Here is a 22,521-nt window from a genome sequence, read left to right as displayed (position 1 = left end):
CCGCACAGCGGGTGTCCGCACGGTACAGGACCGATAACCGTTGTGCCGCTGAGAGACCCGCTGTTCCATCCCCGGTGGCCGACGGGTTCTATGCCGAAACGGCCGGTGCACCTGGGTTGCGTGCGTCCCGGGCAGGGTTGGTCAGCACGGGGTGCGGGCAAAGCCCGAGATGGCCGTGCTGGGCGCGTGGGGAGGGGTACCCGGTTTACCTTCCGCAGTCAGGAGCGGACCTGCGGTTCCAGCGGGGTCGACCGGCTGTGGTGCCGTTCTCGAGAACAAGACACGGAAGATGAAGGGCTGGAAGGGGTTGTGTTGGGATCAGTGGCCTTGGCGGTCGATGTTGTTGCTGCGGCCTTGGGTGTTGCGGCGGCGCCACTCGATCGCTAGCCAGAGGGCGCCGGAGAGGTAGAGGAGGGCGGCTATCACTGCGGCGATGATTGCTCGGGTGGAGAAGCCGTAGGCGGCGGCGAGTAGGGAGAGGGCGGTTGCTATCAGGGCTAGGCCGAGTAGGGCTAAGCCGGGGAGGTTGTAGTTGTCTTCGACGCCTTCTTCGGCGTGGGTGCGAGGCGTGCGGAATCGGCTGGAGAAGGAGCGGCCCGGTGCTCGGCGGCGTTGATCTCGGGTTTTGTGCTGTTCGATGCTCATGTCGAGGCCTCCGTTCGTGACGATTACTGCGGCATACGTTCGGAGGTACTATCCGGGATGCGGGCATCGAAGCAGCCTGCCTGGTCTACAGCCAGGAATCGGGGCGAGGCACCACAATTGGGCAGAGCGGCCGTGACAATTGGGCAGAGGGGCCGTGGCGCGCAACACGCCGGGCGGTGGGCGGCGGCGATTCGCCGATAACCGTGTCGGTAGCGACATGGGTTGTATAACTTTACTGGCGGTAGGTTCTCGCGGGTAGGCTTACCGGTCGGCAGAACAGTCGGCTCGCGCAGCGCCAAGGTGTCGGAGGTGGCGAAGTGACGATTCGCATGGACGGATCGATCGGGCAGCGGGAGAACAGTCGGTGAGCAGCGATAACCGCGAATTGAACGTGCGGACCACCTCGATCGATTCGGCAGTGGTGCTATCGGTCTCGGGCGAGGTCGATATGGTGTCGGCGCCCAAACTCTCCGCCGCGGTGGCCGAATCGCTGGCCACCGTTTCACAATTGCTGATCCTGGACCTGACCGAGGTGGGCTTCTTCGGCTCCGCCGGACTGAGCGTGCTGGTCGAGGCGCTGGAATCGGTGGGAGGCCGGGAGTTGCGCGTGGTCGGTTCCGTGCCGGTGCGGCGTCCCATCGAACTCACGGGGCTCGACGAAATGCTCGAGGTGTACGACACCCTCGATGCGGCCCTGGCCGGCAAGCCCTAGCTCGAGTAAACACCCGCACCGCAGGCACTCACAGCGCGAAATGCATCTGCAGTGTGTTGCCCGCCGGTGTCGTGTGCAGGCGAACCAGATCGCTCAGCTGGTTGATCAGCAATAGTCCGCGCCCGCCGATTCGGTTCGGCGGCACGGGGATACGACCTGCGAGCGGGTCGGCGATGCAGCCGTTGTCCTGCACCCGGCACACGATCTGGGCCTCCTCCACCCACAGGGTGAGGGCGCCGGAGCCGCCGCCGTGCACCACCGAGTTCGTTGTCGCCTCTGCCACAACAAGTTCGAGATCGATGGCGCGGTCGGCGGTCATACCGGCGCTCCGGGCGAACCCGGTGGCTGTATGCCGGGTGTTCGCGAGTGAGGCTTCGTCGAAGGCGATCACGGTGCTGTCCGGTGGCGCGTCGGGCAGGATTTCGTTGTAGGAATCCAGGACTCGGCCGGGGTCGTACACCGTGCTGGCACCCTCACCATGGCTGTCGATGACAACCGGGTGGGTACGCAGCGCGTCGTCGAGCACCACCTTGTCGAGCCCCGCCGTATCGTACGGGCACAGTATCGTCGCTTCCCGCCCGGTGAACGCGGCATTGATGAGCGCCTCGTGCTGCGCACACGCGGGATATTCCAGCTCCGACCGCCCGGCCCAGATCGGCTCACCGATGATCCGCACACTGCGCTGCGGATGCGCATCGGCGAAGGCCCGCTTCACCGACGGGATGATCCGACCCGGATTGCGGCCCGCCACAGCCATATCCAGCAGCAGTACCGCTCCGGCGTCGGCGCCGAGCGCATCACGCACCAGCGTCAGATTCGCTCCGGGTACCGCTACCGCTACCGGCTCGCCGTTCGCGAGTCCGGTGCGAATGAAATCCATTGTGCCCGCAAGATATTCATCACTGCCACGATAGAAAAAGGCGCAATGCAGGAACGGGTCCGAAGGTAGTTCGCCGATGTCAGTTGTCATCAAATCCTTACCTCGATATTGCGCTGCCGCACCGGCTCAGGCCTGACCGCCCTCGCTCGCGCGGTTGAGCCACCGGAACTCGACCACGGTGGGATAACCGGCGATCAATGCGGAATACGAGCCCTGGGTGGCGCTGAGACCATCGGTGAGCGTGCGCACGATATGCCAGCTCAGGCTGCCGTCCTCCAGGACCGCCTCCGAGGAGGCGACAGCGGCGAGACGGACGCCCAATCCGCTTTGATCGTAGGTCAGATCACAGTCGAGTATGGAGCCCGGAATCGCATCCTGTATCAGAATTGTGGCTACTTCGTCGAGAGCGAGACGAATGTCATTGACCTCGCCGATTCCGAAGTCGGCCATATGCAGGACGGTTTCAGCGAGCGCACGCAGCATCATCAGCTGTTCCGGCAACGCGGGCACCTGCAGCCCGATCGTTGTCGGGCCCGAATATGGCTGTGCGGCGCCACCATCCATGTCACCCTCCGCTGTTGCATATTACGCGATCCTCCGGCGCGGGCAGATTACCCCGCCCTCGATCGTGCGTGGAGGGTCGTGAATCCAGCCAGAGAGATCAGGTCACGTTTGAATAACGGATGATGGGGTATGAAGTACGAGTACGGATTCGATTGGGAGTGAGGAAACTTCATGAGCACGGCGACGTTTCAGCCCGGAGAACCCCGCCAGACCCGCAGCAACGGAGACAGCTACGACAATATCGAGCCCTGGTTCGAGAAGCTGGCCGCACTTCCCGCGGCCGACCCGAATCGGGACTCCGTGCGGGAGCACATCATCGAGCTGTGCCTGCCGCTGGCCGCACATATCGCACGCCGCTACGACGGGCGCGGCGAAGCGTACGACGATCTGCACCAAATCGCCTGTGTGGGGTTGGTGCAGGCCGTGGACCGCTTCGACGCCTCCCGTGGCAGCACGTTCCTGTCGTTCGCGATCCCGACGATCATGGGCGAGGTGCGCCGGCACTTCCGCGACCGCACCTGGGCGCTGCGGGTACCGCGCCGCGCCAAGGAGCTGCAGCAGCAGCTCGGGCCGGTGACAGAGGTACTGGCGCACCGGCTCGGCCGATTCCCCACCGCGCGCGAGATCGCGGCCGAACTGGACGTCGATGTGATGGAGGTCACCCAGGCCATGGTGGCGCGCAATGCCTACCAGGCCGGCTCCCTCGACACCCCGCGCACCGGTAGCGACGATTCCACGCTGCGGCCCGTCGCCGAAACGCTCGGGAGCGAGGAGCCGTGCTATCGGCTGCTCGAGGATTCGATGTCGGTGCGGCCACTGCTCGCCGCGCTGCCCCCGGCCGATCGCCAGCTGCTGGTGTGGCGATTCTTCGAGAACCTGACCCAGTCGCAGATCGCGGAGCGACTGGGGGTTTCGCAGATGCAGGTGTCGCGCAAGCTCGCTCGGGTGCTGTCGGTGTTGCGGGAGCAGGCCCTCGATCAGGGCAGCACCGCGCTGGACCGGATTCGGGTCGCCTGAGGCAAGCGACCGGTCTTCACCGCGCCCGAACCGGCTCGGCCGGAACTAGCGCGGCAATTGGACGATCTGCACGAAGAAGTCGTCGATATGCTTTATCGCAGAGACGAATTGCTCGAGATCGACCGGCTTGGTGACATACGCGTTGGCATGCAGTTTGTAGCTCCGCAGGATGTCCTCCTCGGCCGCCGACGTGGTGAGCACGACCACCGGGATGAGCGACAGATCCGGATCGGTCTTGATTCGGCTCAGCACCTCGTGGCCGTCGTACTTCGGCAGATTGAGGTCGAGCAGGATCAGATCCGGGCGCGGGGCCTGCGCGTGAGCGCCACGGCGATACAGGAAGTCCAGCGCTTCCTCGCCGTCGCGGGCGACATGCACCGTATTGCCGATCCTATTGTGCTCGAACGCCTCCAGGGTCATGAGCTCATCCCCCGGATCATCCTCGACGAGCAGGATATCGATGGGCCTGCCGAGTGGTGTCACGCCGGAATCTCCTTGTCGAGTGCTTCGGACCGCTGCTCGGCATCGAAGAGTGTGAAGACGAATCGGGTGCCGCCGGTGTACTCCGGATCGATCCGGATGTGGCCACCGTGGAACTCCACGATTTTCTTACAGAGGGCCAATCCTATGCCGGTGCCGCTGTATTCGTCGCGACTGTGCAACCGCTGGAAGATCACGAACACCTTCTCCGCGAACTCGGGGGCGATGCCGATCCCGTTGTCGGCCAACGAAAACCGCCACCCGGGCACCTCACCGGGCTCCGGTTCACAGTCGATCCGCACGGTCGGCGTCCGCACCGGCTCCCGGAACTTGATCGCATTGGCGATGAGGTTCTGCCACAGCATGATCAAAAGCGTGGGATCGCCGATGATTTCGGGAAGTCGCTCGGGGCGCTCGATCCGCACGCCGGTGTCCTCCACCACGGCGGCCAGGTTGGCGATCGCCTTGTCCAGCGTCTGGTCGACCTCCACCGGGGCGATATGGTCGCTGACCCGCCCCACCCGCGAGAAGGTGAGCAGATCGTTGATCAGCACCTGCATCCGCTTCGCGCCGTCCACCGCGAATTCGATGTATTGCGTTGCGCGCTCGTCGAGTTGATCGCCGTACCGCTTCTCGAGCAGCTGGCAGAACGAGGCCACCTTGCGCAGCGGCTCCTGCAGATCGTGCGAGGCGACGTAGGCGAACTGCTCCAGCTCGGCATTGGATCGGCGCAATTCCATGGCCTGGGTGTCCAGATCGGCGGCCTGCGCGGCCAACAGGGTCTCCTTGATCCGCGAAGCGTCGAGTTCGGCGACAATCCGGCGGCGCATGCCCTCCACCGCCTCCCCCACCGTCATCAGGTCAGCGGGTCCGCCCGCGGTGATTCGCCGGCCGAAGTCACCATTGGCGACATCCCGGGACGCGTTCTCCAGCGCACTGAGCGGACGAACGATCAAGCGCCGCACCAGAATTGTGAGCGCCACGGCCGTCAGCAGAAAGGAGGCGACCATACCCGTCAGCGCGACATCGCGTACCGTGCGCTTTCGATCGAGGTCGGCCTTGTCCCGCACGACGGCGGCGGCCAGGTTCGTGTTCTGGGCGGCGAAATGCGTACGGAGATCATCGAACAGCGTTTTGCCGCGCGCCGTGACGAGAGGATCGACGGGGTGGATGACACCGGGAGTGACCGTGGCCAGTAGTGGATCGGCGAAATCGTGACGCCAGGCCTGCGCGGACTGCTCCAGGGCATCGATATCCGCCACCAGTTCCGGACGATCGTGCAGCAGCTCGCGCATCCGGCTCGCGGCACGCGCCTCATCTTGATTGCCCTGCGTGTACGGGTCGAGAAACTGCGGATCGGCGGTGAGCGTGTACCCGCGAACGCCGGTCTCCTCGTTCGCGAGCGCACCCTGCAGACGGTAGGCCTCGGTGGCGGCGGGCTGTATCTGCCGGGAGAGACGGTCCGAGACGGTGGCGGCGTGTGCGGTGGCGACCGTCAGCAGACCGGCGCCTGCGAGTTCGACCACCACCATCAGCGCGAGAACAAGATGAAACCAGGCTTGCACGGTCATGCGCCCGGCCCGGCTGATCTTGCGGTCGGGAAGGCTCATGATCCGCCCTGATCTTGTGGCTCATCGGTCCACTTCAGGTAGAGCGCCGCGATATCGTCGGCCAGACCGCCCTGCTGCTCGGCCAATTCCTCCGCCCGCCCGATGAGCTGGTCCAGGAAATCGTCGGGCCGCTGGGCGGTGACCTCGCGCGCCAGGGCCAGTAGTCCCTCTTCGCCCAAACGCTCGTCCCCGGGACCGGTATGCCCCTCGAACAGACCGTCGGTGAACAGCACCAGACCGGTGCCCGGCGGCAGCGGCAATTCGTGGATCGGCCAATCCGCCTGTCCTGGAATGAATCCCAGAGCCGGTCCGCCCGGCACCTCGAGCCATTCGACGCCGCGATCGGTGTGGGTCAGCATGCCGGGGTGCCCCGCGCGCATCACCTGCACCACATGCCGGCGAGGGCGCAGGACCAGCGTGGTCACGGTGGCGAAGGTATGCCGGCCGGTACGTTCGGCGAGCAGCATCTGCTCCAGCAGCTGCAACTGCCGGGTCCCGGTGATCTCACTGAGAACCAAAGTGCGCCAAGCCAATCGCAGCGCGACACCGGTTGCCGCCTCATCGGGCCCGTGGCCGGAGACATCACCGATCAGCACGTGCACCGTACCGTCGGCGTCCTGCACCACATCGTAGAAATCGCCGCCCAGCAGCGAGTGTGCCCGGCCCGGCCGATAGCGCGAGACCACATCGACGACCTGATCGCTCTGCAGCAGCGGGGTCGGCAGCAGACCGCGTTCGAGCCGGGCGTTCTCCTGGGCGCGCATCTGCCCGGCGCGCAGCGCGACCGCCGCCCGCTCGGCCTCCTTGCGCTGGATCGCGTATCGCACTGCGCGACCGAACAATTCGGGCTCGACACGACCCTTGACGAGGTAGTCCTGGGCGCCCGCGGACATCGCGGCCAAGCCCGTTCGCTCCTGGTCGAGTCCGGTCAGGACGACCACCGCCACCTCATCGGTCACCGCGCGGATCCGCTCCAGCGCCTCGAGACCGCGCGCATCGGGAAGATGCAGGTCCAGCAGTATGCAGTCGGGGGGATCCGCGGCGAGACTCGCACAGGCCTCGGCCAGCGTCCGCGCCCACCTCAGATGCAGGCCGGGCGCGGCGTCCGCGACCAGCTCCTCCACCAGCAGCGCGTCGGCGCGGTCGTCCTCCACCAGGAGCACCGTCGGACGGCGATCCACTCTTCTCCCCTCCTGCGGGCGGCCTGCGGGGACGGTCGAATTACCCACTGTGGCAGCCGGGGCTGGGTGTTCGCCGATATGGCCGGGTCGGCCGTATTGCCAGCTGGACATCGATCTCGGCCTCCTTCCGGACGCCCACCTTCTCATATCCACGGCCGGGCGGGAACCGGCCCTGTCTCGAACAGAAACAGACCGGCGCGCCGGGCAGTACGCCCGGCACGCCGATCCACTGATTTCGCTATAACAGCGGGGTGTTACTGCCCCTGCTGGAACGCGCGCTGACGCTGCTCCTCGAGAGCGGCCTCGGCACGCTCCTTCTCGGCGGCGGCCTCATTCTGCGCTGCCCCACGCTGCGCTTCGGCCTTGTCCTGCTGGGCCTTTCCCTCGCCCCGCAGATCGTCGTTTCCGAAAATAGCGCCGGCGGCTTCCTTCAGTTTGCCCTTGACGCCTTCGACGACGCCTTCGATGCCTTCGCTGGGACCGCTCTTGTGCTCGGACACGAGTTCTCCTCCAACTTGGTGTGTCGCAATGGACAAAGGCCGTGATACCCGGGCGACACGATCTCAATCGCGGTGGCCGAATTCTCTTCGGGCCATATTCTCTTCGACGAGGAGGAATCGATGACCGCTCAGCAGTCCGCCGCGTTCGACGCATTCGTAGCGGCATTGGATAATTCGCTCGTCGTGGTGACGACCCGGGTGGGTGCGCAGCGAACCGGCTGTCTGGTGGGCTTCGCCGCACAGGTCAGCATCGAGCCGCGCCGGTTCATGGTCGGTATCTCGAAGCAGAACCACACCTACCGAATCGCCATGCGTGCCGGACATCTCGCGGTTCATCTGCTCGACGAGCGGCAGCTGCCGCTCGCGACCCTGTTCGGTTCGGAGACCGGCGACGAGATCGACAAGTTCACGCACTGCGAATGGCATCCGGGCCCGGCGAACCTGCCCATTCTGGATGCGGCCGCCGGCTGGTTCTGCGGCCGGATCGTGGAACGGCACGATGTGGGTGACCACATCGCCATGATCCTCGCGCCGGAAGGTGCAGCGGCCCCGGCGAAGCCGGTCCGGCCGCTGCGATACCGGGCCGTCGCGGATCTGCCGCCGGGGCATCCGGCCTAACGCCGCCGAATCCGCTCCCGGTGGATCTCGACCACCACGCCCAGCACTCCGCCGACGAGACCTGTTGCGCTGGCGGCGATTCCGAAGGCCTCCCAGCCGCCCAGGCCGTTGCCGGAGGCGGTGAGGGTGGGCCCGAGCGCGATAATGCCCAGCAGCAGTAGTGCCAGACCCTGCCAGTTGAGGCGGTCCAGCAGAGACTCCGTGGTCTGCGCACGGGTGTTCTGGACGTCGGCGGGAAGACTCATCGGCTCACTCCCGATGCTCTGCGGCTCGATCGCGAATCGCGGTGGCGAGCTGCGCACCTCGATCCTGTGTGGTCGAAACCAGTTGTGCGCCATGGTCACGGACGACCTCGGCCAATTCGGCGCCCCGCTTCCTGGCGACCTCGCCCAGCTCTCCCCCGCGCTCCTTGAGCACCTCACCCAGATCCGCACCGCGGTCCCGGACGACCTCGCCGAGCTCCGCACCGCGCACCTTGACCACGTCGCCCAACTCGGCGCCGCGCTCCTTGACCACATCGGCGACGTCCGCGCCGTGGTCCTTGGCGAACTCCGTCAGCTGCGCCCCGTGCAGTTGGGCGGCTGCCACCAGCCCGGTGCCCTGCGCGGCAATGCCTTCCGCCAGGTTGTGCAGGGGACGCCGGGAATGACCACCGGTATCGCCCGCGGCGATCATCAGACCGCCGAGCAGGCTCACATCCTTGAGGAACGCCGTGCGCTTGGCCGCCCGCCGATCCGGATCGTCCTCGACCCAGAAATCCTGTTCGGTGACGGTGGCCGGAATGACCGTGGCCGCGAGCAGAGCCGCGGCGAGGCGCGGGAACCGGCCGGTGGCGAGCATCAGCGCGCTGCCGACCTGCACCGCGGCATTGACCTGCACCAAACGCTCGGGATTCGACAGCTTCGAGGCATACTGGTCGGGCAGCACACGCTGCAGCTGCTGGACACGGGCGGAGGCGGCCTTACTGCGGGCCTGCGGATGGGTGAGGGCATCCACCCCCTCGACTACGAATGCGGTCGCCAGCAAGGGCCGGGCAAGCCTTCTCATCAACATTACGGATACTTCCTTCCGCTCTGGTGTATCGCGACGACCGGTGATCAGGGCTTCCGAACGAGGCGCTGCAGTCACCGCAATAGCCGCAATCACCGGGTTCAAACACGCATATATCGCCGCCTCCCGGGTACCTCGGCCCATAACGGCCCGTAGAGGGGTAATCTGCGAGCTGGTTGAGACGACAGCCGAAACGTGCCCTTCGGGAGGTTTTGTCATGTCGCCAGTCGTTGTGCGGTCCGGTCATCTCGACCAGGACGCACTCGTCCTCCCCGAATTCCAGCAATCGCTCGACAAGGCGCTGAGCGGTCGGCCGCCGGCCGTCCTCGTCGATCTTCGCCACACCCGATTCCTCAGCGCCCGCAGCGCGTTCGCGGTGCTGTGCGCGGAGGAGGACGCCGCACGCGCCGGAATCGACTTCCAGGTGGTCACGGGCAGGTACGAGGTCGATCGGGTGCTGTCGCTGAGCCGGGCGGCGTTTCCGCTCGACCGCATCGGGTACGTCCACCAACAGGAGGAATAAGAGATCGAAAGAGATCGACTGCCTACCAGTACCCAGGGGCGATTCATTGTGACCGAGCTACCACCAGCACAGCACACACGAAACGGGAAGTCTTCGGCCCGTTCGGCTACTGCCGCGCTGCGGCTTGTCCATTCGGATACTCAGCGCAGCAGTCCCGCACTGCCGGAATTCACCTCTCCGGCCACCTCGATCGGAATTCGGGTGCCCGCCGGACTGACACAGTTGACCATGCTGCGGGCGCTCGCCGAAACTGTCTGTCTCATCGCGGATTTCACCATCGACGCGGCCACCGATATCCGGGTCGCGCTCGACGAGGTCGCCACCACGCTGATGCTGACGGCGGTGCCGGGGGCCGAGATCGAATGCGAGTTCACCTACGACGAACGCGCCATGACCGTGCGCGTCGCGTCGGTCTCGCATACCGCGACCCCCTTCGACGAGCGCGAATTCGGCTGGAACATGCTGCACGCGCTGACCGATTCGGTCCGGACCATCACCCAGCCCTGCGACACCGGCGCACCCGGATTCCCGATAGAGGTGACCTTTCACCGCAGCCAGGACGGCCTTCATGGATGACAATGGCTACGACAATATCGAGCCGGCTCTGCAGGAGCTGGCGCGCGCGATCGAAACACAGGACCCGCAGCGAGATGTACTGCGCAACAAGGTGATCGAGCGCTGCCTACCGCTCGCCGATCATATCGCCCGCCGGTTCTCCGGGCGCGGTGAATCTTTCGAGGATCTGCAGCAGACCGCGCGTATCGGGCTGCTGCACGCGATCGACCGGTTCGACGTCTCCTACGGCGCGCCGTTCCTGTCCTTCGCCATCCCGACCATTATGGGCGAGGTGCGCCGGCACTTCCGCGACTACACCTGGGCGGTGCGAGTTCCACGGCGCACCAAGGAAATCCAGCTGCGCATCGGCGGCACCATCGAAATCCTCGCCCAGCGCCTGGGCCGCCTGCCCAAGGCCCGGGAAATCGCGGACGAGCTCGGCGTCGACCTGCTGGAGATCACCCAGGCCCTGATCGCGGCCAATGCGTATCAGGCCTCCTCACTCGACGCGGTCGCCGGCGACGACGGCGAAAGCTCACCGCTGCCCCTGCGCGAGACCCTGGGCGCGGCCGAGCCGGATTACGAATTGATCGAGCAGGCGATGACCCTCCGTCCGCAGCTCGACCAATTGCCCGAGCGCGAACGGCGGGTGCTCATCATGCGCTTCTTCGAATGCCAGACCCAGAAGCAGATCGCGGATCACCTCGGGGTCTCCCAGATGCAGATCTCCCGAATCCTGTCCAAGACGCTGGCGCAGCTACGCGAAGGCGCGCTAGAGGACTGATCCGCGGGAGCCGCGGTACGCCACCACCCGGCCCGCCACCGAGAAATGCAATTCCGTTGCCTCGCCGAGGACTTCACCGTCGGCCGCCACCGCCACCGGATCACTGAGATGGACGGTCAGCTCGGGAACCTGCCGCTCGCCGTACACCCGGCTGTGCGCGATGGCGGCGAGCGAGAGCGCCACGACCGCACGGGTCCGGGAGAAACGCAGATCGGCGCGAAGCCACCGCACATCCAGAAGCCCCGTGTCCATATGGGACCGGAATGCGGGCACCGCACCGTGCGGCAGATACGGGCCGTTGCCGACGAACAGGAACCACACCTCGTGCCAGCGATCGTCCAGGCGCACCCGGATCGGCTGGGCGCGGCGCAGCATTACCGTGAGCGCGGCCGCGAAGGCCGGCCATTTGCCCCATCGCCCCTGCCACTTCTCCCGCAGCCGCACCAGGTCCGGATAGCCGCCGATACTGGCGGTATTGATGAAAGAGGTGGTGCGCGAACCACTCTCGGACCGCATCTGCAGGCTGCCGATGGAGACCTCGACCGCCGCACCCGAATTCACCGCCTCGACCGCCGCAGCCAGGTCGCTCACCCCAAGATCACGGGCGAAGTGGTTCAGGGTGCCGCCGGGGACGACAACCAGCGGAAGCCCGTGCCGCAGCGCGATATCGGCGGCCGCGGTGATCGTTCCGTCGCCGCCCACGGCGCCCACCGCCAGCACCCGCTCGGCGCCGGCGAGGAATGAGCCTTCCGCGCCCGCCGCGCGCTGGTGTTCGGCGCCCACCTCGAGCGCGGTCTCCAATTGCGCGGCCGCATCACGCCCCGGCTCCCCACGCAGCACGGTGGCCGCCGGCAGTGCTGATACGACATCACCGGTGGGGTCATGGTTGGCATCACCGGACCCCGGGTTCACCAGGATCACCAGTCCCGCACCATCGTTCAGCGCCGGTGCGTCACGTACCTCGCGGGCGGCGGCTTCGTCGATCCCGCGCACCGGCCACCACCGGCGCGTCGCCCAGGCCACCGCGGAACCCACCGCAGCGCCGGCCACCACATCCGATGCCCAGTGCACTCCCGTGTGCACGCGCGAGTAGGCGACCGTCGCGGCCAGTGGGGCGACGACCAGTGCGGCGCGCGGACTCTCCATGGCCACGGCCGTCGCGAAGGCCACCGCCGTGGCGCTGTGACCGGAGGGAAACGACGAGGACGTCGGGGCATTGATCAACCGCCGGAACGGCGGCAGCAGATCCGCCGCCGGACGCCGGCGCGCGAACAGTGTCTTCAGCACCAGATTGGCGGTCAGGCTCGCCCCGCCGACCGACACCACACCGCGAAGGGCGGCCCGCCGGGTGGCGCCCGGCTGGGCGGCCAGCACCACCGCGACGCCCGCCCAGAGCAGCCCGTGATCCGCACTCCGGGTCAGCCGGAGCATCCCGATATCGACGGGTGACGCCGGAATCCGCGCCACCGCACCACTGATCGCCCTGTCGACAGTGCCGACCCGATAGAACTTGCGGCTCAACCATCCAGTCACCCGATTGAAACTACCGCCCCGGCGCCGATCCAAACCGTCACGCCGCAAGGAAACGCAGTCAACCGCGAGAATTCCGCAGCCACCGGAATTCGACGACCGTCGGATATCCGGCGGCCGGGACCGCGGCGAGACCCTTGACGGTGCGCACCGAATCGGTCAGTGTGCGCACGATATGCCAGCTCAAGCTGTGGTCGTCCAAGGCCGTCGCGGAGGATGCGACCGCGGCGACCCGGACGGTCACACCGTCGGAGTCATAGGTCAGATCGCAGTCCAGCGCCGTGCCGGGCACGGCGTCGCGGACCAGGAGCATGGCCACCTCGTCCAGGACGAGCCGAATATCGTTGACCTCACCGATATCGAAATCGGCCAGCAGGGTCACCGTTTCGGCGAGCGCACGCAGCAGGGACAGCTGCTGCGGCGCCGCCGGCACCTGCAGCCCCACCGTCGTCGGAATCGAATGGTCCTGTGCGACGCCATCATTCATGCCGTCCTCCGTTCTCGCATGTTTAGCGTTCTCGGGCGGGCACCTGCGCCTAAAGCTGTCAACACGCGGATTACCTCATACGGACGGAGGCGAAACCGGCCCCTCATTCCGGTGGGTCGCGCGGTGGCAGAATCGGTTCCTCATCGGGCGAACCGCCCTGTTCCATATGCCGGCCACGGGCCAGTTCCGCATCGAACTGCGCGCCGAGCAGTACCGCAACATTGGTGAGCCACAACCAGATCAAGAACACCATCGCACCGGCGAGCGACCCGTAGACCTTGTTGTAGTTACCGAAATTCGTGACGTAGCAGGCGAATCCGGCCGACGCGGCAATCCAGAGCAGCACCGCGAGCACACTGCCGGGCGTCAGCCACCGCCAGCCCAGCTGGCGGGCGTTGGGCGCCAGCCAGTACAGCATCGCCAGCACCACGCTCACCAACAGCGCCAGCACCGGCCATTTCGCGATATTCCAGACCGTCACGCCCGCCGATCCGACCCCGAGCCAGTGCCCGATCCGGTCGGCCACGGCGCCGCTGGCCACAACCCCGATGCCGCACAACGACACCAGCACCATCATCGCCGTGGTCAATCCCAGCCGGAGCGGAAGAGTCTTCCATATCGGGCGGCCCTCCGCAGTCCCGTAGATCGAATTGACCGCACGGATGAAGGCGCCGATATAGGTGGAAGCCGTCCAGAAGGCCGTGACCAGACCCACGATGGCCAGCGGACCCGCCGCCGATCGCGCACCGTCGAGTTCCTTGATCCCATCCACCAGCATCGCTGTTCCGCTGCCCGGGCCGATATCGCGGAGGGTGTCGATCAACGATGCGGTAGCCCCGGGGCCGAGCAAGCCGAGCACCGAGGTGATGACGAGCAGACCGGGAAAGATCGACAACACGCTGTAATAGGTAAGCGCGGCAGCCCAATCCGTGAGTTCGTCGTCCCAGAGCCGTCGACCCAGGCGCATCAGCACCCACCGCCACGACTGCCCACCCAGATCCGTCGGCGTTACCGGCGGAGTCTCGGTGGCCGATAAAACTTCGGACATTTCACGACCTCCAGACGAGGTCCGACTACCCCGCCCGAGTGACCGCAAACGCTGCGCGCCCCGGGTAGTTCAGCATCTGTCAGCGCTTGTCCAGCGAGGGCAGCAGCGTTTCGCGCACGATCAGCAGACCCGCCGCCGCGACCGGAATGGCCAGCAGCGCACCGATAATGCCGAGCAGCGCACCGCCGAGAAGTACCGAGACGACGGTGACCAGTGCCGGAACCTGCACCGTGCGACCGATGATCCTGGGCACGAGCAGATAGTCCTCGAGCAGCCGCAGCACAATGAAGAAGACGATCGTGGCAATGGTGATGGGCACCGAAACCGTCAGTGCGACAAGGGCAACGACAACACCGGCGATCGTGGACCCCACAATGGGAATCAGATCGAGCACCGCGACCAGCACCGCGAGCAGCAGCGGATACGGAACGTCGAAGATGAGCAACCAGATGAACGTCAACACCGCGGTGATGACGGAGATCAGCAGATTGCCGAGGATGTAACCACCGACCTTGGTGAAGATCTCATCGCCGATGAGGATCGCGCGGGGTCTGCGGTCATTCGGGAACAACCGGTAGATCGACGACCGGATCTGTGTGAAATTGGCCATGAAATACGCGGTGAGGACCGCCACGATCAGCGTGGAACTCAGGACGCTGAACGCCTCCCGCCCGGCGTCCAGCACCCCGCCGAGCACGTGTGAGGGATCGGTGCCGAGGGTCTGCTGCACTCGATCCTGCAGGTGATAGCGGTCATTGAGATTGTGGATGAACGGATAGCGCTGCGAGAGATGGCTGACGTAATCGGGCGCATTGTGGATGAGCGCGCCGCCCTGCGTCACCAGCGGTGGAATCGCCGCGGCGAGAAAACCCGCGAACAGGCCGATGCCGATCAGGAAGACCGTGGTGACGGCGGCCCAGCGCGGAAACCACGGCCGCACCAGCCAGGACACCGCCGGCTCCATGCCGATCGCCAGGAACAGGGCCACCGTGATCAATATCAGGACCTGCCCCGCGGCCAGCAGGATCTGGATTCCCGCATAGGTGACCGCGACGCCGGCGGCGCCCGCCAAGCCGACCATGAAGGGCGAACGCCGGTCGAAGCGCCGCCCGGGCCTGCCGAACGGATACTCGGAACTGCTCGCCTCGGCGGCCCGGGCTTCGGCGTCGATGATGGCGCCGCCCTCGGCTTCCGTATGCGGTTGCGCGACAGCATCACTGTGCCCGTGCTCCGCGGATCGGACCTCCTCGTCCGGGGGTGGGTCCGCGGCCTCCGGATGGTCGCTTCGAATGTGCTCGGAAATGATTCGCCCCACTCTCTCCGGTTCACCGGCCGGTCTGCTGACCTGCCGACTTCCGGCTCAGCGCGGATACCCCGGGACTCGCGTCGCAAACAACGGCGGGTAAATCGCCGGGCGCTGGGTATTCGCCCATCCGTAAGGCGCGTCCGGGTCCACCACCGGGGCGGCGCGTAGCATGTGGGCAGCTTCCTATGCCGGTGTCCGGCAGAAAGAGTGACAGACGGTGATCACACAGCCCGGGCGAGTTCCTGGGAATTCCGTAGCACTATCCCCTGGCCGAGGCGCTTTGCGCGTGTATTCGACCGGCCGCCCGCCCGGCCTGCGCTGTGTCGGCGAAGTCGATTTCACCAACCACGGCGACTGGCAGGCAGCGCTGGGCACACTGCCCACCGCCGATGAGGTCCACTTGGATCTGTCGGAGCTGCGGTTCATCGATACCCACGGAACGCTGATCCTGGTGGAGGCATCCCAGGGCGCCACCTCGGACCGGCGGCTGGTCCTGCACCGCCCGCCGATGGCCATGCTGCTCCTGCTGGGGCAATTCTGGCCTGCCGAGGCCGCTATCGAAGTAGCGCGCTCATGAGCACGGCCGGCACCACCGATCTCTTCGTCCACCCCGCGCTCTTCTACCGCGACAGCGATGAATATCTTTCCGGCACACTCGGTTTCATTCGGGAAGGACTGGCCCTCGGCGAACCCGTCGCGGTGTCGGTGCCGACCGGCAATCTAGCGCTGCTGCGCGCCGAACTGGGTTCGGATGCCGATTCGGTGCGATTGATGGATATGACGGTCGAGGGCCGCAATCCCGGCCGGATCATTCCCGGTGTGCTGCGGGCGTTCACGGACGCGCAGCAGGCGGGACGCGTGCGCATTATCGGCGAACCGATCTGGGCGAGTCGCTCAGCGACGGAGTACCCCGCCTGTGTTCAGCACGAAGCGCTGATCAATGCGGCGTTCGCCGGGCGCGAGGTCACCATTCTGTGCCCGTACGACACCACGGCACTCCCGCCCGATATCCTGGCCGACGCCCGCGCGACGCACCCGACGCTGATCGACAGCAGCGGCGAAAGTGCCAGTGGCGCATACGATCCGGACAAGATCGTGGCAATGTACAACCAGCCGCTGGCCGAACCGCCCGCCGCGGCCATGCTGCTCGCGTTCGACGGTGCGGCGCTGTCCGGCATCCGGCACCTCGCGGTGGACTACGCCCGCGACGCGGGGATGGCCGCGGAACGAATCGTGGATCTGGAACTGGTCATCGCCGAAACCACCACGAACTCGGTGGTACACGGCGGCGGGAGCGGCACCCTCGCGCTGTGGGTATCGCAGGGACAGCTGTGCTGCCAGATTTCCGACTCGGGGCATATCACCAACCCGCTCGCCGGGCGGCTGCCCGCACCCGCGCGCGTTCCCGGCGGCCGCGGCCTGCTGATCGTCAACCAACTCGCCGACCTGGTGCGCATGCACACCGGTACGCAGGGGACCACCCTGTACATCCGACTGCCGCTCGACTAGTCACCTACTCGTCCAGCCGCGCGCTGCTCTAACCTCATCGTGTTCCAGCTCGGCGAAAAGGGTTGGGACAGCAGCACCGAAGTCTCACCAGTAGGGTGACTTGCCAAGCAAGAGCAGTTGGCTCGTGCGATGCCCTGTGTCCGGAGGTAGCAAAGAAGTGAGCAATGAAGTGAGAGAGCTGGTCCTTCGGACGCGATCGGCCGACGCCGCGGTGGTGCTGTCCGCGGTCGGCGAGGTCGATATGGTCTCGGCGCCGAAGCTGTCCTCGGCGGTGGCCGAAGCGTTGGGCACCGGTGCGCCGGTGCTCGTCATCGACCTGTCCGAGGTGGGATTCTTCGGCTCGGCCGGGTTGAGTGTGCTGGTGGAGGCGCTGGAGGCGAGCGCCGGACGGAAACTGCGGGTGGTCGCCACGGCGCCGGTGCGCCGCCCGGTCGAATTGACCGGGCTCGACGAGTTGCTCGATATCTACGGCACTCTGGAGGAGGCGCTGGCCGGCAGCGAGTGATCGTTGCCCGTCAGCCCCGGCTGCGCTGTTGCGCATCACGATGCCGGCGGAATTCGACGACGGTCGGAAACCCGGCCGCCGCGCGGGCATAGGCGCCCTGGGTGGCATCGAGTGAATCGGTCAGAGAGCGCACGATATGCCAGCTCAGACCACGATCCTCCAGGGCGCCCTCCGACGAGGTGATCGCCGAGACCCGGACGGTCAGCTCGTCCTCGTCATAGGTCAGATCGCAGTCGAGCGTCGAACCCGGCGCCGCGTCGCGGATCAGCACCATCGCGACCTCATCGAGGGCGAGCCGAATGTCATTGACCTCGCCGAGGTCGAAATCGGCCAGCATGGTGACGGTTTCGCTGAGGGCGCGCAGGATGGTCAGCTGCTCCGGCACCGCGGGTACCCGTAGTCCTACCGTCGTACCCATGGCACTCTCCGTTCCCGCCTGCTGCCGATCGCCCGGTTCGGGCAGACTACCCGGTCGGTGTGAACCGTCCGGCGCGCGCGTCGCACGCGGGCCACTGTGACGACAGCGTCATAATCAGGGTTGTTTGAATAACAAATGCCCGGGTAGCTCACGAAGAGTCGGATTCGATCTGCAGTGAGGAACCGTCATGTCCGAGGCGATACTTCCAACCGAAGCACCCCGGCAGTCGCGTGGCACCGGCGACAGCTACGACAATATCGAGCCCTGGTTCGAGAAACTGGCCGCGCTGACGGCTGCTGATCCCCAGCATGCGCCGATGCGGGAGCAGATCATCCAGGCGTGTCTGCCGCTGGCCGAGCACATCGCCCGGCGCTTCACCGGACGCGGCGAACAGTTCGACGATCTACACCAGATCGCCCGGCTGGGGTTGGTGCAGGCCGTGGATCGCTTCGATGTCTCGCGCGGCAGCACCTTCCTGTCCTTCGCCATCCCCACGATCATGGGCGAGGTGCGCCGGCATTTCCGCGATCACACCTGGGCCGTGCGGGTACCGCGCCGCGCCAAGGAGCTGCAGCAGCAGCTGGGCCCGGTGACCGAGACTCTGTCGCATCGTCTGGGCCGGATGCCCACCGCCCGCGAGATCGCCGCCGAACTCGACGTGGAGCTCAGTGAGGTCACCCAGGCCATGGTGGCCCGCAATGCCTATCAGGCCAGCTCGCTGGATACGCCTCGCGGCGACGACGATTCGGGCCCGGCCGCGATCGCGGACACGCTCGGCGCCGAGGAGCCCAGCTATCGATTGCTCGAGGATGCGATGGCGGTGCGCCCGCTGCTGGCGGCGCTGCCCGCCCGGGAACGGCAGATTCTGGTCTGGCGCTTCTTCGACAATCGCACCCAGGCGCAGATCGCCGAGCGACTGGGCGTCTCGCAGATGCAGGTATCACGCATATTGACCAAGACCCTGTCCACATTGCGCGAGCAAGCCCTCGGCCCTGTCGATATCGCCCGGATCGCATGAGCATTCAGGAGTGAGCAGATGACCACGGTTGCCGAAATGATCGTCACCGCCCTCGCCGACGAAGGCGTGACCCAGATCTGGGGAGTCGTGGGCGATGCCCTCAATCCCATCACCGATGCCATCCGCCGGGAGGATCGGATCGAGTGGATCGGCGTCCGGCACGAAGAGGTCGCCGCGTATGCCGCTGGGGCACAAGCACAATTGAACGGGACCCTCGGTGTCTGCATGGGCACCGTCGGCCCCGGTTCGATCCATCTGCTCGGTGGTCTCTACGACGCCAAGAAATCGCATGCGCCGGTGCTGGCGATCTGCGGTCAGGTACCGACCGCGGATATCGGCAGCGAGTACTTCCAGGAAGTCGACAATGACGCGGTCTTCCGCGACGTCGCCGAGTTCACCGCCACGGTGACCAATGTCGCCCAGCTGCCGCGCATGTTCGAACAGGCTGTGAATGCCGCGATGTCGCGCCCGGGCGTGGCGGTCCTGACCGTTCCCGGCGATATCGCGGGCGCGAAGGTCGAGAGTGGTTCGCCCACTCCACGATTCGTCTCGCGCAGCCGCACCGTCGTACCCGGCGGCGCCGAGCTCGCCGAGGCCGCCGGCGTTTTGAACGGCGCCGAGAAGGTGACCCTGCTGGTCGGGGTGGGCGCACGGGAGGCGCGGGCGGAGATACTGCAGATCGCCGAACGCCTGAGCGCGCCGATGGTGCTCACGCTCAAGGCGAAAGAGGGTCTCGAACAAGACAATCCGTTCGCCGTCGGCCAGACCGGGCTGATCGGCAACCCGGCCGCCCATGCCGCGCTGGCCGAGTGCGACGTGCTGTTCATGGTGGGCACCGACTTTCCCTATACCGACTGGTATCCGACCGGGAAGACGGTCATTCAGCTCGATCGGCGGCTCGAGCACATCGGCCGCCGCACGGCCGTGGACGTCTCGCTGGTCGGGCACTCCCGGCCGGCACTGAGTGAACTGCTGCCCCTGCTCGAGAACACCACCTCTGACGGGCATCTGAAGTCCGCGCAGCACCACTATCAGACCTGGGTGGAACGCCAGCAGCGTTTGGCGGATGCCGGTCACGATCGAAAACTGCTGGGCCGCCTGCGCCGTCACCTCGACAATCCGGACGAGTTGATCCGGCCGGAAGCCGTGGCCGCGGCGCTGGACACGCACGCCGCCGACGATGCCATCTTCACCTCGGATACGGGCATGTCCACCGTCTGGATCTCCCGATTCCTCACGCTGCGCGGAAACCGGCGGCTGCTGGGTTCCTACAACTTCGGATCCATGGCCAATGCGCTGCCGCAGGCCCTGGGCGCTCAGGCCCTGGACCGCGATCGGCAGGTGATTGCCTGCTGCGGTGACGGCGGGCTGATGGTGCTGCTGGGCGATCTGCGCACCGCCGTGAGCTACAACCTGCCGGTCACGTTCGTCGTATTCAACAATGGCCGGCTCGGGATGGTGAAGCTCGAGCAGGAACAGGGCGGGCTGCCGGAATTCGGCACGGTCCTGGACAATCCGGATCTGGCGGCCGTGGCCGCGGCAATGGGGCTCGAGTCGCGCCGGGTGACCGACCCCGAAGCACTGAACAGTGTTCTCGCCGAAGCACTTTCGCTGCGGCGGCCGATACTGCTCGATGTGCTGACCAATCCCGACGAAATCTCCATACCGCCGAAGCCTACGGTGGATCAGGCCTGGGGCTTCGCGATCGCGAAGGTCAAGGAAACGCTCGACAGCCGGGAGTGATCGCGGGCCCCCGCGAGTCCGCACGGCTCATTCGCCGAGCAGTATCGCGGCGACCGCCTCCGGAGCCTCATGCATTGCGTCGTGTCCGGTGGGGACATCGTGGACCCGCCACTCGGGATCGGCGTGCAGCCGGGTCCGGAGGTCGGTGAACGGGGTCCGGTCCTCCCATCCCGAGCAGTAGACGAACTCCCGGCGGGGTACCTCGGCGAAACCGCCTGTGAGACGGATCTTTTGCAGGAATGCGGCGAGCGGATGGGATCGGCGGCGGGGATCGCCACCGTGTGGCGGCCGGACGCTGTAGCCGGTGTCCACGGCACCGGTGGCAAAAACCGCGCGGAAGTGGTCGTTGGTCGAGGACCAGCACGATTCGCCATCGCTCGGCACGTAGGCGTCGAGATGCACCAGTCGGGAAATCCGGCCGTCCGCGCGGTCGGCGGCCGCGGCGACCACCATCCCGGCGTAACTGTGGCCGACCAGCGTCGCGTCGGAGATCCCGTGGCGATCGAGGAGCCGCAGCACGTCGTCGGCGTGCGTGTCGAGGTTGGCGGTCGCGATCGTCGCCTCGTCGTCCTCCGGCCGCAGCCCGGTCAGGGTCAGGGCGTGCACGGTGTGACCGGCACGCTCGAGCAGCGGAGTCACCGCCTCGTATGCCCAGGAGCCCTTCCACGCGCCGGGCACAAGAACGAATGTCGTCATGAGTTTCTCCCTCTGTAGAGCGGCGATGGCGGGGCATGCCCGCCGCACACAGGCAATATCACCAGATCAGAGGGGTGGCCTACTACCGATAGAATGCCAAGTGATGCCCGTTCCCCGCCAACCTCGCCCCGCCGCCGCGGTGACGTCACATATGTGGCCCTCCGGCGGCCGCCACCTGTGGCCGTCCGAGGAAAAGAGTGAGCTGCAGTCGCACGCACGCGGACATCTGGTGTACGCGGCCAGCGGTGTGCTGGCCGTGCACACCGAGCGCGGCACGTCGATCGTTCCCGCCAACCGGGTCGCCTGGACCCCCGCCGGATTCACGCACCATCACCGCGCCCACGGCGATACCGATATGCGCATCGTCTTCCTCGCACCATCGCTCGCCCGGCTCATCCCGGACCATCCCGCCGTATTCCTGACCTCAGACCTCGCCCGCGAGGTGCTGCTCGCCCTGACCGGCCCCCGCAACTACGACCCCGCCGCGCCCGGCTACAGCCGTGCCGCGCACGCCCGCCTGCTGCGAGTACTGGTCGACGAACTCCGTGAAGCACACGAACAGCCCCTGCACCTGCCGGAGCCACGGGACGACCGACTGCAGGCCATTGCCCGGGTGCTGCACGAAAACCCCTCGGACAACGCAACATTGGCCGAACTCGGGAGGACGATCGGAGCCAGCACCCGCACCCTGAGCCGGCTGTTCCGCACCGAACTCGGCATGACGTTCTACGAGTGGCGCACACAGTTGCGCGTCTACCACGCGCTGGTCCTGCTCGCCGACGGCCACGACACCACCCGAACCGCGTACGCCTGCGGCTGGGCCAATCCCAGCAGCTTCATCACGGCGTTCACCAATATCATCGGCACGACCCCGGGCCGCTACCGAACCGGTGGCCGGACCACGGCGAATGCTCCGGCCCTCCCCCGCCCGTAATCGGGCGGGAGAGCAGAGCTGCTACCGGGCGTGCCCCTCGCCATCGAGATTCCCGTCGCCATTGACGGTGCCGGCAGCTCCTGGCCGCTATTTCCGGCATACCCCGCCTGCACCGGACAAATCGGTCACGCCAGGACCGGACACCGCTGCCGAAAATTTTCGGGCGAAGACCGCATCCTTTCGGCGGGGCCGGGTATGTGCTGGACAG

Annotated in this window: 27 protein-coding genes; 12 read left to right on the top strand and 15 right to left on the bottom strand. The window is 66.4% G+C overall.

Annotated elements, in window-relative coordinates:
• Window positions 1-318: 318 nt before the first annotated feature.
• Window positions 319-645, bottom strand: coding sequence for a hypothetical protein (locus tag OG326_RS18535; protein ID WP_327145896.1), 327 nt, complete (start codon window positions 643-645; stop codon window positions 319-321).
• Window positions 646-1,009: 364 nt separating this feature from the next.
• Between OG326_RS18535 and OG326_RS18530 the strand changes: the two genes are divergently transcribed.
• Window positions 1,010-1,357, top strand: a complete 348-nt coding sequence (locus tag OG326_RS18530; protein ID WP_327145895.1) for an STAS domain-containing protein — start codon at window positions 1,010-1,012, stop codon at window positions 1,355-1,357.
• Window positions 1,358-1,385: 28 nt separating this feature from the next.
• Here OG326_RS18530 and OG326_RS18525 read toward each other — a convergent pair whose 3' ends face one another.
• Together OG326_RS18525 and OG326_RS18520 are read right to left on the bottom strand one after the other, a co-directional pair.
• A complete protein-coding gene (locus OG326_RS18525; protein WP_327145894.1) occupies window positions 1,386-2,327 on the bottom strand; it encodes a sensor histidine kinase in 942 nt (313 codons plus the stop codon).
• A 36-nt stretch (window positions 2,328-2,363) separates the two neighbouring features.
• Window positions 2,364-2,801, bottom strand: a complete 438-nt coding sequence (locus OG326_RS18520) for an anti-sigma factor (protein WP_327145893.1) — start codon at window positions 2,799-2,801, stop codon at window positions 2,364-2,366.
• A 171-nt stretch (window positions 2,802-2,972) separates the two neighbouring features.
• Between OG326_RS18520 and OG326_RS18515 the strand changes: the two genes are divergently transcribed.
• On the top strand, window positions 2,973-3,818 hold the full coding sequence (locus OG326_RS18515; protein WP_327145892.1) for an RNA polymerase sigma factor SigF: 846 nt from the start codon (window positions 2,973-2,975) through the stop codon (window positions 3,816-3,818).
• A gap of 45 nt (window positions 3,819-3,863) precedes the next feature.
• On the opposite strand, the gene OG326_RS18510 is transcribed toward OG326_RS18515, so the two are convergent.
• From OG326_RS18510 to mbp1, 4 genes are all read right to left on the bottom strand, one after another.
• Window positions 3,864-4,301 carry a response regulator gene (locus OG326_RS18510; protein WP_327145891.1) on the bottom strand — a complete coding sequence of 146 codons (438 nt, stop codon included), beginning with the start codon at window positions 4,299-4,301 and terminating at the stop codon, window positions 3,864-3,866.
• Complete coding sequence (locus OG326_RS18505; RefSeq protein WP_327145890.1) at window positions 4,298-5,908, bottom strand: sensor histidine kinase; 1,611 nt, start codon at window positions 5,906-5,908, stop codon at window positions 4,298-4,300. The genes OG326_RS18510 and OG326_RS18505 overlap by 4 nt, the downstream gene beginning before the upstream one ends.
• On the bottom strand, window positions 5,905-7,200 hold the full coding sequence (locus tag OG326_RS18500; RefSeq protein ID WP_327145889.1) for a PP2C family protein-serine/threonine phosphatase: 1,296 nt from the start codon (window positions 7,198-7,200) through the stop codon (window positions 5,905-5,907). Before OG326_RS18500 ends, OG326_RS18505 begins: the two co-directional genes overlap by 4 nt.
• A gap of 143 nt (window positions 7,201-7,343) precedes the next feature.
• Window positions 7,344-7,589, bottom strand: coding sequence for a microaggregate-binding protein 1 (gene mbp1, locus OG326_RS18495; RefSeq protein ID WP_327145888.1), 246 nt, complete (start codon window positions 7,587-7,589; stop codon window positions 7,344-7,346).
• Window positions 7,590-7,709: 120 nt separating this feature from the next.
• Between mbp1 and OG326_RS18490 the strand changes: the two genes are divergently transcribed.
• Window positions 7,710-8,207: a flavin reductase family protein gene (locus OG326_RS18490; RefSeq protein WP_327145887.1), complete on the top strand. Its 498-nt coding sequence runs from the start codon at window positions 7,710-7,712 to the stop codon at window positions 8,205-8,207.
• Here the strand turns inward: OG326_RS18490 and OG326_RS18485 are convergent.
• Both OG326_RS18485 and OG326_RS18480 read right to left on the bottom strand, forming a co-directional pair.
• Window positions 8,204-8,452: a hypothetical protein gene (locus OG326_RS18485; RefSeq protein ID WP_327145886.1), complete on the bottom strand. Its 249-nt coding sequence runs from the start codon at window positions 8,450-8,452 to the stop codon at window positions 8,204-8,206. The two genes, OG326_RS18490 and OG326_RS18485, sit on opposite strands and share 4 nt — an antisense overlap.
• 4 nt (window positions 8,453-8,456) lie before the next feature.
• A complete protein-coding gene (locus tag OG326_RS18480; RefSeq protein WP_327145885.1) occupies window positions 8,457-9,260 on the bottom strand; it encodes a DoxX family membrane protein in 804 nt (267 codons plus the stop codon).
• Window positions 9,261-9,474: 214 nt separating this feature from the next.
• On the opposite strand from OG326_RS18480, the gene OG326_RS18475 reads away from it, so the two are divergent.
• Genes OG326_RS18475 through OG326_RS18465 form a run of 3 tightly spaced genes read left to right on the top strand, consistent with a single transcriptional unit; the run spans window position 9,475 to window position 11,119 of the window.
• Entirely contained in the window at window positions 9,475-9,780 is a 306-nt protein-coding gene (locus OG326_RS18475; RefSeq protein ID WP_327145884.1) for a hypothetical protein, read from the top strand.
• Between the two features lie 48 nt (window positions 9,781-9,828).
• A complete protein-coding gene (locus tag OG326_RS18470) occupies window positions 9,829-10,356 on the top strand; it encodes an ATP-binding protein (protein WP_327145883.1) in 528 nt (175 codons plus the stop codon).
• Window positions 10,349-11,119: an RNA polymerase sigma factor SigF gene (locus OG326_RS18465; RefSeq protein ID WP_327145882.1), complete on the top strand. Its 771-nt coding sequence runs from the start codon at window positions 10,349-10,351 to the stop codon at window positions 11,117-11,119. The genes OG326_RS18470 and OG326_RS18465 overlap by 8 nt, the downstream gene beginning before the upstream one ends.
• Here the strand turns inward: OG326_RS18465 and OG326_RS18460 are convergent.
• From OG326_RS18460 to OG326_RS18445, 4 genes are all read right to left on the bottom strand, one after another.
• Window positions 11,108-12,652, bottom strand: coding sequence for a bifunctional phosphatase PAP2/diacylglycerol kinase family protein (locus tag OG326_RS18460; RefSeq protein WP_327145881.1), 1,545 nt, complete (start codon window positions 12,650-12,652; stop codon window positions 11,108-11,110). The genes OG326_RS18465 and OG326_RS18460 overlap by 12 nt on opposite strands.
• A gap of 58 nt (window positions 12,653-12,710) precedes the next feature.
• On the bottom strand, window positions 12,711-13,136 hold the full coding sequence (locus tag OG326_RS18455; RefSeq protein ID WP_327145880.1) for an anti-sigma factor: 426 nt from the start codon (window positions 13,134-13,136) through the stop codon (window positions 12,711-12,713).
• Window positions 13,137-13,239: 103 nt separating this feature from the next.
• Window positions 13,240-14,184 carry a YihY/virulence factor BrkB family protein gene (locus OG326_RS18450; RefSeq protein WP_327145879.1) on the bottom strand — a complete coding sequence of 315 codons (945 nt, stop codon included), beginning with the start codon at window positions 14,182-14,184 and terminating at the stop codon, window positions 13,240-13,242.
• Window positions 14,185-14,263: 79 nt separating this feature from the next.
• Window positions 14,264-15,475 carry an AI-2E family transporter gene (locus OG326_RS18445; protein WP_327146518.1) on the bottom strand — a complete coding sequence of 404 codons (1,212 nt, stop codon included), beginning with the start codon at window positions 15,473-15,475 and terminating at the stop codon, window positions 14,264-14,266.
• A 301-nt stretch (window positions 15,476-15,776) separates the two neighbouring features.
• Between OG326_RS18445 and OG326_RS18440 the strand changes: the two genes are divergently transcribed.
• The 3 genes from OG326_RS18440 (at window position 15,777) to OG326_RS18430 (ending at window position 17,504) form a co-directional block, all read left to right on the top strand.
• Window positions 15,777-16,067 carry an STAS domain-containing protein gene (locus tag OG326_RS18440; protein WP_327145878.1) on the top strand — a complete coding sequence of 97 codons (291 nt, stop codon included), beginning with the start codon at window positions 15,777-15,779 and terminating at the stop codon, window positions 16,065-16,067.
• Window positions 16,064-16,999 carry a sensor histidine kinase gene (locus OG326_RS18435; RefSeq protein ID WP_327145877.1) on the top strand — a complete coding sequence of 312 codons (936 nt, stop codon included), beginning with the start codon at window positions 16,064-16,066 and terminating at the stop codon, window positions 16,997-16,999. The genes OG326_RS18440 and OG326_RS18435 overlap by 4 nt, the downstream gene beginning before the upstream one ends.
• A 157-nt stretch (window positions 17,000-17,156) precedes the next feature.
• A complete protein-coding gene (locus OG326_RS18430) occupies window positions 17,157-17,504 on the top strand; it encodes an STAS domain-containing protein (protein WP_327145876.1) in 348 nt (115 codons plus the stop codon).
• Between the two features lie 10 nt (window positions 17,505-17,514).
• Here OG326_RS18430 and OG326_RS18425 read toward each other — a convergent pair whose 3' ends face one another.
• Entirely contained in the window at window positions 17,515-17,922 is a 408-nt protein-coding gene (locus OG326_RS18425; protein ID WP_327145875.1) for an ATP-binding protein, read from the bottom strand.
• Window positions 17,923-18,109: 187 nt separating this feature from the next.
• On the opposite strand from OG326_RS18425, the gene OG326_RS18420 reads away from it, so the two are divergent.
• Both OG326_RS18420 and OG326_RS18415 read left to right on the top strand, forming a co-directional pair.
• The gene (locus OG326_RS18420) at window positions 18,110-18,940 is read left to right on the top strand and encodes an RNA polymerase sigma factor SigF (protein ID WP_327145874.1); all 831 of its coding nucleotides are present in this window, start codon (window positions 18,110-18,112) and stop codon (window positions 18,938-18,940) included.
• A gap of 18 nt (window positions 18,941-18,958) precedes the next feature.
• Window positions 18,959-20,683, top strand: a complete 1,725-nt coding sequence (locus tag OG326_RS18415) for a thiamine pyrophosphate-dependent enzyme (RefSeq protein ID WP_327145873.1) — start codon at window positions 18,959-18,961, stop codon at window positions 20,681-20,683.
• Window positions 20,684-20,710: 27 nt separating this feature from the next.
• Here the strand turns inward: OG326_RS18415 and OG326_RS18410 are convergent, their stop codons facing one another.
• Window positions 20,711-21,379 (bottom strand): alpha/beta fold hydrolase, encoded by a 669-nt coding sequence (locus OG326_RS18410; protein WP_327145872.1) that lies wholly within the window; start codon window positions 21,377-21,379, stop codon window positions 20,711-20,713.
• A 103-nt stretch (window positions 21,380-21,482) separates the two neighbouring features.
• Here OG326_RS18410 and OG326_RS18405 point away from each other — a divergent pair, with 103 nt between their 5' ends.
• A complete protein-coding gene (locus OG326_RS18405) occupies window positions 21,483-22,313 on the top strand; it encodes a helix-turn-helix transcriptional regulator (protein WP_327145871.1) in 831 nt (276 codons plus the stop codon).
• Window positions 22,314-22,521: the final 208 nt, after the last annotated feature.

The sequence above is a fragment of the Nocardia sp. NBC_01327 genome, assembly GCF_035958815.1.
Lineage (GTDB): Bacteria > Actinomycetota > Actinomycetes > Mycobacteriales > Mycobacteriaceae > Nocardia.
The sequence above is the reverse complement of the archived record's forward strand: the minus strand, read 5'-3'. Positions and strand labels throughout refer to the sequence as shown.

Coding starts and splice junctions, on each gene's coding strand:
- OG326_RS18535 (WP_327145896.1), bottom strand. CDS start 645: ATGAGCATCGAACAGCACAAAACCCGAGATCAACGCCGCCGAGCACCG.
- OG326_RS18525 (WP_327145894.1), bottom strand. CDS start 2,327: ATGACAACTGACATCGGCGAACTACCTTCGGACCCGTTCCTGCATTGC.
- OG326_RS18520 (WP_327145893.1), bottom strand. CDS start 2,801: ATGGATGGTGGCGCCGCACAGCCATATTCGGGCCCGACAACGATCGGG.
- OG326_RS18515 (WP_327145892.1), top strand. CDS start 2,973: ATGAGCACGGCGACGTTTCAGCCCGGAGAACCCCGCCAGACCCGCAGC.
- OG326_RS18505 (WP_327145890.1), bottom strand. CDS start 5,908: ATGAGCCTTCCCGACCGCAAGATCAGCCGGGCCGGGCGCATGACCGTG.
- OG326_RS18500 (WP_327145889.1), bottom strand. CDS start 7,200: ATGTCCAGCTGGCAATACGGCCGACCCGGCCATATCGGCGAACACCCA.
- OG326_RS18490 (WP_327145887.1), top strand. CDS start 7,710: ATGACCGCTCAGCAGTCCGCCGCGTTCGACGCATTCGTAGCGGCATTG.
- OG326_RS18485 (WP_327145886.1), bottom strand. CDS start 8,452: ATGAGTCTTCCCGCCGACGTCCAGAACACCCGTGCGCAGACCACGGAG.
- OG326_RS18480 (WP_327145885.1), bottom strand. CDS start 9,260: ATGTTGATGAGAAGGCTTGCCCGGCCCTTGCTGGCGACCGCATTCGTA.
- OG326_RS18475 (WP_327145884.1), top strand. CDS start 9,475: ATGTCGCCAGTCGTTGTGCGGTCCGGTCATCTCGACCAGGACGCACTC.
- OG326_RS18465 (WP_327145882.1), top strand. CDS start 10,349: ATGGATGACAATGGCTACGACAATATCGAGCCGGCTCTGCAGGAGCTG.
- OG326_RS18455 (WP_327145880.1), bottom strand. CDS start 13,136: ATGAATGATGGCGTCGCACAGGACCATTCGATTCCGACGACGGTGGGG.
- OG326_RS18450 (WP_327145879.1), bottom strand. CDS start 14,184: ATGTCCGAAGTTTTATCGGCCACCGAGACTCCGCCGGTAACGCCGACG.
- OG326_RS18435 (WP_327145877.1), top strand. CDS start 16,064: ATGAGCACGGCCGGCACCACCGATCTCTTCGTCCACCCCGCGCTCTTC.
- OG326_RS18425 (WP_327145875.1), bottom strand. CDS start 17,922: ATGGGTACGACGGTAGGACTACGGGTACCCGCGGTGCCGGAGCAGCTG.
- OG326_RS18420 (WP_327145874.1), top strand. CDS start 18,110: ATGTCCGAGGCGATACTTCCAACCGAAGCACCCCGGCAGTCGCGTGGC.
- OG326_RS18415 (WP_327145873.1), top strand. CDS start 18,959: ATGACCACGGTTGCCGAAATGATCGTCACCGCCCTCGCCGACGAAGGC.
- OG326_RS18410 (WP_327145872.1), bottom strand. CDS start 21,379: ATGACGACATTCGTTCTTGTGCCCGGCGCGTGGAAGGGCTCCTGGGCA.
- OG326_RS18405 (WP_327145871.1), top strand. CDS start 21,483: ATGCCCGTTCCCCGCCAACCTCGCCCCGCCGCCGCGGTGACGTCACAT.